The following is an 8,144-nucleotide window of genomic DNA, read 5'->3' on the forward strand; positions in this document are numbered from 1 at the left end:
CTAAAATCGTCCCTGTTGATTCGTCTCGACAGGAAATCGCATGAGCAAGGCTCTCGGCACATTCGCACTGGTCACGGTTTTGAGCGCCTTGCTGATGGCGCTGTCACTGGCCGTGGCGAGGCACGGTTATCCCTATGGCGCGTATGGCGTGAAGCGTCTCGACGGCATCGCCGACGCCGGCTCCTTCCTGGCGATCGCCGCCGTGTATTTCTTTGGCGCGACGCTGATGATGATCCTGCCGATCCGCGCCGCCGGCATCGTGCTGACCCATGCCGCCGACGCGATCTTCTGGGCGACGCTCATGCTGTTTTCGACCATCGTCGGCTCGCTGCTCGCCAGATGGGCCTTCGGCCAGCATGAGGTGCTTTGGGCGCTTTTCAACTGGCGTTTCCTGTTCGTCGCGGCGATCGTGGCGGCACACCTCACCATGAACGATCTTCGCCGCAATATCCTGCTCAGAAGCCTGTTCTTCGTCGTCTTCGGCGCGGTCACGCTCGCCTGCCTGTTCTGGTCGTTCTCGACCTGACGCGATCCGGCTTCAGAGCAATTCCAGGAAAAGTGTGGGCGGTTTTCCGTCCGGAATTGCGTCAAACAAGGAGATAGAGCGGTTCGCCGTTTCCCTGAAACGGTGAACGCTCTAGGTTTAAGATCGCGGGTAGACCTCCTCCCGGACAATGACTATATCATTTGTCTGACAATTGACCCGGCCGATGGCCGCCGCGACCAAAATTCAAGGAACCAAGATGACCGTGCACCGCAAGAACCTGATCGATGGCGAGTGGCTTGGCGAGGCCGGCTCGCGCAACATCAACCCGTCGAACACCAACGATGTCGTCGGCGAATATGCTTCGGCCGGGCCGGAGCAGGCCAAGCAGGCCATCGCGGCGGCCAAGGCGGCCTTTCCGGCCTGGTCGCGCTCCGGGCCGCTGGCCCGCCACGCGGTGCTGAAGAAAACCTCCGACGAGATCATGGCGCGCAAGGACGAGATCGGCCGCTCGCTCGCCCGCGAGGAAGGCAAGACGCTGGCCGAGGGCGTCGGCGAGACGATCCGCGCCGCGCAGCTCTTCGATTTCTTCGCCGGCGAGACGCTGCGCCTGTCGGGCGAGATGGTGCCGAGCGTTCGGCCGGGCGTCGGCGTCGAGATGACCCGCGAGGGCGTCGGCGTCGTCGGCATCATCACGCCGTGGAATTTCCCGATTGCCATCCCCGCCTGGAAGATCGCGCCGGCGCTCGCTTACGGCAACACCATCGTCTTCAAGCCGGCCGAGCTCGTTCCCGAAAGCGCCTGGACCATCGTCGATATCCTGCACCGCGCCGGCCTGCCCAAGGGCGTGCTCAACCTCGTCATGGGCAAGGGCTCGGTGGTCGGCCAGGCGATGCTCGACAGCCCCGACGTCAACGCCATCTCCTTCACCGGTTCGGTCGGCACGGGCAAGCGCGTCGCCGCCGCCAGCGTCGAGCACATGCGCAAGTTCCAGCTCGAAATGGGCGGCAAGAACCCGCTCGTCGTGCTCGATGACGCCGATCTGGCCGTCGCCGTCGACTGCGCCGTCAACGGCGCCTATTTCTCGACCGGACAGCGCTGCACCGCGTCCTCGCGTCTCATCGTCACCGACGGCATCCACGACCGTTTCGTCGACGCCATGAAGGAGCGCCTGGACAAGCTCGTCATCGGCGACGCGCTCGACGCCAAGACCCAGATCGGCCCGGTCGTCGACCAGACGCAGCTCAAGCAGGACGAGGACTATATCGCCATCGGCCGCCAGGAGGGCGCCGAGCTCGCCTTCGGCGGCGACCGGCTGGAGCGCGGCACGCCAGGCTTCTATCTGCAGCCGGCGTTGTTTGTCGGCTCGAACAATGCGATGCGCATTTCGCGCGAGGAGATCTTTGGCCCGGTCGCCAACGTCATCCGCGTCAAGGACTATGACGAGGCGCTCAGCGTCGCCAACGACACGCCGTTCGGCCTCACCTCCGGCATCTGCACGACCAGCCTGAAGCATGCGACGCATTTCAAGCGCAATTCCGAAGCCGGCATGGTCATGGTCAACCTGCCGACGGCGGGCGTCGATTTCCATGTGCCGTTCGGTGGCCGCAAGGGCTCGAGCTACGGTCCGCGCGAGCAGGGCCGCTACGCCATGGAGTTCTACACCACGGTGAAGACCGCCTATACATTCGCCGGCTGATCAAGTTCGGGGGAGATCGATGAGCGTGGCCGACATGATATGGCTCAACCCGCCGCCGCACCACACGGTCGGCGACGGCGCGCTCACCTGTCGGACGGGCAAGGAGACCGATTTTTGGCGCGAGACCTTCTATGGTTTCTGGCGCGACAACGGCCATTTCCTCTACCGTCCCGTCGAAGGTGACTTCAGCGCCGAGGTCACCGTCAAGGGCGACTACAAGGTGCTCTACGATCAGGCCGGGCTGATGCTTCGCCTCAGCGAAACGCACTGGATCAAGGCCGGCATCGAATACACCGACGGCCTGGCTTACTTCTCCGTCGTCGTCACCAACGACACCTCCGACTGGTCGCTGGTCGCCATCGCCGCCGGCAAGGACGGCGTCAGGATCCGCCTGACTCGTCACGCCGAGGCGATCCGCATCCAGTATCTGGACGCCTCGGATGGCCACTGGAAGCCGGTGCGGCTGGCCTACTTTCCGATCTCGAAATCGGTCGATGTCGGCATGATGTGCTGCTCGCCGCAGCGCGAAGGTTTTGAGGTGACATTTTCCGGCTTCACGATCGGGCCGGCGATTTCACGGGACCTGCACGACTGAACCCGGCAAAGGCGCTGTTCTTTCGCAATTGCGGGGAAAGGCGTAAGACGGCGCGTCGCCTGATCCGAAGGACCCGATGCCGTCAAATGCTCCGCTGATCCTCTTCTGGACGCGCTGGTTCAATCGACCCGTCGACATCGCGGCCATAGCGCAATGCGCCGTTCCAGTCGAATGGACCAACGACCGGCGCCGGCTTGCCGAGGCCGATGCGGTGGTTTTCCATCTGCCGAATTATCGCGAGATCGGCGACGCTCGCAAATATCCCGGCCAGCTCTGGGTCGCCTGGTCGATGGAGAGCGTCGTCAACTATCCTATGATGGCCGATGCGGCTTTCATGCGGCACTTCGACATCACCATGACCTATGAAACGGGAACGGACATCTGGACGCCTTATCTGCCGGATGCGGACTGGTGGGAAGCGGCGCGGCGTGCGCCGATGCCGCTCAAGTACGAGAGCGCGCCGGCGGTGCATTTCCAGTCGTCGAGCTTCAACAAGAGCGGTCGCGACACATTCATTACCGAACTGTCCCGGCACATCGCGGTCGATTGCTACGGCCGATATCGGCCCAACCGCGAAATCGCGAGCCCCGACCTCGGCCGTCAGACCAAGCTCGAAACCATAGGCCGATACCCTTTCTGCCTTGCGCTGGAGAACTCCATCGCGCCGGACTACGTCACCGAGAAGATGTTCGATCCGCTCGCCGCCGGCACGGTGCCCGTCTATCTCGGCGCGCCCAACGCCGCGGCGTTCGTCCCGGACGGCTCCTATATCGACGCCGCGTCCTTCGGTACGTCGGCCGAGCTCGCCGCCTATCTCCGCTATCTGGCCGAGACGCCGCAAGCATATGAGGCCTATTTCGATTGGCGCTCGAAACCGCTGCCGGAATGTCTGACAAGACAATTGGAACTGACCGCCAGCCGGCCAGAAAACCGTCTCGCCGAATTGGTGCGCCAACGCCTGTCTCTCCGCGCCGGCCCGCCAACGGGGCGGCCTTATTTGCCATTGGGCTTTAAGAGGTTCCTGTCGACGCGGTTACGCCGTTTGTCTGGAAAGTTTCGCGAACGCTGATTGCCGCGGACTAGCTCTGGCGTCATCGGCCGGTAGCGTCCAGTCCCAGGCCATGGCGCACCGCGTCACGGATCGCTTGCGGCCCGAACCGGGACCAGACCGTGTCATGGGCGCAGGCGCGCAAGCCGGCCATACGGTCGGGGTCGGAGCAAAGTTCAATGGCAAGTTCCGCAAGGCCCTCGTCGGTATCGGACAAAAGCAAGTCCTGGCCGTCGGTGAGGTCGAGCCCCTCCGCCGCCAGCGGTGTCGCGATCATCGGAACGCCGTAAGCCATCGCCTCGAGGATCTTGACGCGCGTGCCTCCCCCCATCCGCAGTGGGACGATGCAGAGATGGGCGGCCGACAACAGGAGGCCCACATCGTGCGGATCGGCAACCAATGTGACGCCGTCACGCGTCGGCAGGGCGCGCGCGGCCGCATTGGGCGACCGCCCGGCCAGGATCAGCCTTGCCCTCGGCAGGGCGTGCCGGATGCGCGGCAGGATGGCGCCGGCCAGCCGCTCGGCCGCGTCGACATTCGGCCCGTAGCCGAGATGGCCGACAAAGAGGATCACCGGAAATCCATCGGACAGACCGGGCGGCGCCGGAAGCGTCCGGGGCAGAGCTTCGGCCCGTGGAATGCCATTTGGCACAATATCGACCCGCACCGTATTCGCAGCGATGGTCTTGAACCGCTCCCGGTCCGTCCTCGAACAGACCCAGATGCGGTCGGCGATTTCAGCTGCCTTCCGTTCCAGCCGTCTTATGTCCGGCGAGATGGCAAGCGGGTCGTTGCCAGGCAACATTTGGACGGCAAGGTCGGACTCGACATTCTGCATGTCGAGAATGAGCTGTCCGGTCAGCGGCCGCAAAGGCCGCAACAGTTTGAACAATGGAATGCTTTCGACCACGATCGTGTCCGGGCGGAACGCGCGCACCAGGGCCTCGAGGCGCGCCAACGCAGGTCGCGGAATCCGGACCTCGCCCTTGATCCTGCCCCAGCCCAGTGAACGCGAGCGCTTGTCCGAGCCCGTGGTCAGGCAGGCCATGCGGATGCCGTGCGGGCGCCCCGGGCCTGCCGGAGGCCGCACAGAGGCAAGGCAGACGGGTCCGAATTCCGCCGCCGCCGCCGCATTGCCGAAGGTCCTGAGGTCGGCGCCGGAGACGGGCGGGTAGGCCGGGTCGACGCTGATGATCAATGTGCGCCGAGGCGCCGCCGGATCTGGTAAGGAGGGCCTGCTCTTCGCCAATTGCCCGATACCGATCCTGGCTCGATATTGCAGCGCTTTCCATCTCCGGCCGAGCTCCTTGTGCGCCTTGACAGCGCGCATCATGCCGGCCGCATCCGCGAACATCCGGTGCTTGATGAGCTGGCGGGCAATGCGCTGCGCTATCCAGGCTTTCCGCCACTGCAAGGCCTCCCGCTCGATGCCGGCGGCCGCGAGGCCGTTGAGCTCGCGCGCTATTACGAGGAACGTCTTGCGCGGCGCCGTGATGAAGCGCCGCGCCATCCGGTCCTCGTCATGGTGGTAGAGGAGCACCGGCGTGTCGATCGTGACGGCATCGGTGCGCGCGAGCACCGCGGCCCAATAGCAGGTGTCCTCGTCGAGGCCGATCGTCTCCGGAAAGCGAATGCCCGCTGTCGCCCAATTGGCCACCAGCGCGCTTCCCATGGCGATCGGCCACAGCTCGTTGCGCAGATACCGGCTTGTGTTCAAGCGCCTGTCTGGACCGTAGCCATGGGGCGTCTTGACCTTGTCCGGCCGGCCTTTCGTGCGCCTGATGCTTGCGCCGATCGCCAGCCCGGCGCCGCTCCCGGCAAGGGCGGATCTAAGCGCCGACAGGCTTCCGGGTATCGCCGCATCGTCGGCATCGAGAAAGAAGATGAAATCGCCCCTGGCCCGGGAGATCCCCGCATTGCGCGCCGCGCCCGCGCTGCCCAGTCGCGTGCTTACCACGTCCATGGGCAGGCCGAGGTGTCGGGCGGTCTGCAAGGCGATGTCCGCCGTGCCATCATCCGATCCGTCGTCGATCAGCAAAATCTCGCGGATAAGCGGCTTGTCGGATAGAAGGCTGCCCAGCGCCGTCTCGATCGTTGCAGCCGCATTTCTTGCCGGGATAACGACGCTGATAACCGCTGAGCCGTTCATTGCCGTTCGAAGAAGCCACGCTTGAGCAGGCGGTTGTAGCAATACTTGAGCAGCGACACCGGGCGCAGCGAAAGACTGCCAAGACCATCGACGACCCGCGGCTCGATATCGAACGGCGACTGGCCTTTGACCCAGCTGTAGGAGGAACCGTCCCTGAGCACTGAAGGGGAGCCGACCACATAGCCGCCGAGCGCCTTGACGTGACCGACCCGGCGCAAGCCGAAATGGAGGCTGGAGGAGACCATCGGCTCGCGTGTCCTCAGATAGACGTGAAACCCGCTTGGCGACCTTGCTATCGGCGTCGCGTTCGCGATCGCCTTGTGATCGGCCAGCCAGGCCTGGTAGCCGACGGCGTCGTCGAAATCGAGGATCATCAGGTTGGAAAACCCTCCCAATATGCCGACATTGCCGGCAAAGTCGCGGAACCAGCGCGCGGTGTCGCCGCTCGTCGGCGGCTTCTGCGCCAATTGGAAGGTGATGGAGGTGAAGGCCAGCTCCTTCAGATCCTTGCGCAACGTCCGCAGGTGCAGCGGGTCATACTCCATCGCTGCAAGGTCGAGGTGCTTGCCGCCGGCACGAAGCGGCAAGCAGATATAGCCGCGCTCGAGCAGGCTTATGGCATATTCGGTCAGTCCCCCGGGCTGCATTCGCCAGTACCCCACGGAATTTCCTGCTCGATCCTTTTTGCCGGCGCTATTCTCGTCAAGCACTGGATGGAGAACTGCGCCGGTTGTTCATCACGTTACTGCGATCTATGCAGGCAGAATCCGCGCCCTGATCGCATCGTCGAAGCACCGCTGCTGGCTACACCTCCATCCGGTGTTGGAAGAATTGCAGGAAGAGTTCGCGCTCGGTGGTGATGTCGAGCTTCTCGTAAATGCGGCGGCGGTGGTTCTTCGCCGTGCCGACGGTGATGCCGAGCCGCTCGGCAATGTTGGCGGTCGGATGCCCCGCGAGGATAAGCTGCACCAATTCGCGCTCGCGCGCTGAAAGCTCGGGCCAGAGGCCTTCCGGAATGCTCGGCTTCTGCTGCGGCGAGGCGCCGGGACCGCTCGGCGCCGAAGTGCGGGAAAAGTCTGAGCCGCGCGCCTTGATGTCGAGCGCATGCAGCGCTTCGAACACCGGCAGCCGCTCGGTCAGCAGCGCGATCTCGCTGTCCTTGAACGACACCGTCGAGCGGTCGAGGAAGATGCCGAGGCACCAGTCGCCGCCGTCGGCCAGCATGATGCCGACCTCGTCGCAAATCTCCGATTGCGCCAGGAAGCCGGCTATGTATTGGCCGCGCTTGGCTTCCTCGTCGGCAAGCCCTTTGAGCGGCATGATGCCGAGGCGCCGTTCGCGTCGCCAGGATGCGTAGAAGGGATCGAAGACGTAATAGTTGTCGAGGTAGCGCCGCACCATCTCGTCGGAGAAGCGCCGGTGCTTGACGAATTCCGGCGTCCTGGTCGCCGAATAGCGCGTCACCGTCACCAGGTCATGCGCGATGTCGGCGCCGATCAGGTCGATCAGGCAGTCGACATGCCGGTCGGTGCCGGTGGCGGCGATCGCCTTGGCCAGCGGCGCCCAGATATTGCCCATGCGCATGCCCTTTTCTCGGCGAACCGCGCCGCGCGGTCATTGTGTCTTTAGGCATATGGCGCGATCCGGCTTCGGGAATCTAGCCTGTGGTCATTCTCGATAAGGGAAGGCGACCCGTGGACCAGATCACTACCAACCCAATCGTCATCGGCATCGACGCCGGCGGCACCATGACCGACACGATCCTTGTCGATCAGGACGGCCACTTCAAGATCGGCAAATCGGCGACCACGCCGAAGAACGAGGCCGAAGGCTTCCTCGCTTCAGCGGAGGACGCGGCCGATGCCTGGGGCATCTCGCTGCAGGACCTGTTCTCGGGCGTCAATGTGGTGCTCTATTCCGGCACCGGCATGCTCAACACGCTGTTGTCGCGCACCGGCCGCAAGCTAGGGCTGATCACCACCAAGGGCCTCGAGGACATGATCCTGATGGGCCGCGGTCTGCAGGCCTGGGCCGACTATTCCTATGCCGACCGCCTGCATGCGGTGACCCACCATCATCCCGATCCGCTGGTGCCGCGCGTGATGACGCCCATGTCGAAGGAGGTGCCACCCATATCCGAGCAGATCAGCGAGTCGTTGCCGATCAGCT

8 protein-coding genes are annotated in these 8,144 nt (G+C 64.1%); 5 read left to right on the plus strand and 3 right to left on the minus strand.

Annotation, left to right across the window (positions count from 1 at the left end):
- Positions 1-40: 40 nt before the first annotated feature.
- From FJ471_RS06655 to FJ471_RS06670, 4 genes are all read left to right on the plus strand, one after another.
- Complete coding sequence (locus FJ471_RS06655) at positions 41-526, plus strand: hypothetical protein (protein WP_140802373.1); 486 nt, start codon at positions 41-43, stop codon at positions 524-526.
- 217 nt (positions 527-743) lie between these two features.
- On the plus strand, positions 744-2,183 hold the full coding sequence (locus FJ471_RS06660) for an aldehyde dehydrogenase family protein (protein WP_140802374.1): 1,440 nt from the start codon (positions 744-746) through the stop codon (positions 2,181-2,183).
- 19 nt (positions 2,184-2,202) lie between these two features.
- The gene (locus FJ471_RS06665) at positions 2,203-2,778 is read left to right on the plus strand and encodes a DUF1349 domain-containing protein (protein WP_140802375.1); all 576 of its coding nucleotides are present in this window, start codon (positions 2,203-2,205) and stop codon (positions 2,776-2,778) included.
- Positions 2,779-2,854: 76 nt separating this feature from the next.
- The gene (locus FJ471_RS06670) at positions 2,855-3,847 is read left to right on the plus strand and encodes a glycosyltransferase family 10 fucosyltransferase (protein WP_140802376.1); all 993 of its coding nucleotides are present in this window, start codon (positions 2,855-2,857) and stop codon (positions 3,845-3,847) included.
- A 22-nt stretch (positions 3,848-3,869) separates the two neighbouring features.
- On the opposite strand, the gene FJ471_RS06675 is transcribed toward FJ471_RS06670, so the two are convergent.
- The 3 genes from FJ471_RS06675 to FJ471_RS06685 form a co-directional block, all read right to left on the minus strand.
- Positions 3,870-5,975 (minus strand): glycosyltransferase, encoded by a 2,106-nt coding sequence (locus FJ471_RS06675; RefSeq protein ID WP_140802377.1) that lies wholly within the window; start codon positions 5,973-5,975, stop codon positions 3,870-3,872.
- Positions 5,972-6,637 (minus strand): bifunctional DNA primase/polymerase, encoded by a 666-nt coding sequence (locus FJ471_RS06680; RefSeq protein WP_246684630.1) that lies wholly within the window; start codon positions 6,635-6,637, stop codon positions 5,972-5,974. The genes FJ471_RS06675 and FJ471_RS06680 overlap by 4 nt, the downstream gene beginning before the upstream one ends.
- Positions 6,638-6,779: 142 nt before the next feature.
- Complete coding sequence (locus tag FJ471_RS06685; RefSeq protein WP_140802378.1) at positions 6,780-7,559, minus strand: helix-turn-helix transcriptional regulator; 780 nt, start codon at positions 7,557-7,559, stop codon at positions 6,780-6,782.
- Between the two features lie 164 nt (positions 7,560-7,723).
- Between FJ471_RS06685 and FJ471_RS06690 the strand changes: the two genes are divergently transcribed.
- Positions 7,724-8,144, plus strand: a 421-nt coding sequence (locus FJ471_RS06690) for a hydantoinase/oxoprolinase N-terminal domain-containing protein (protein WP_281408507.1), incomplete at its 3' end; no start/stop codon positions are given.

It is taken from the genome of Mesorhizobium sp. B2-7-1, from assembly GCF_006440735.1.
Lineage (GTDB): Bacteria > Pseudomonadota > Alphaproteobacteria > Rhizobiales > Rhizobiaceae > Mesorhizobium.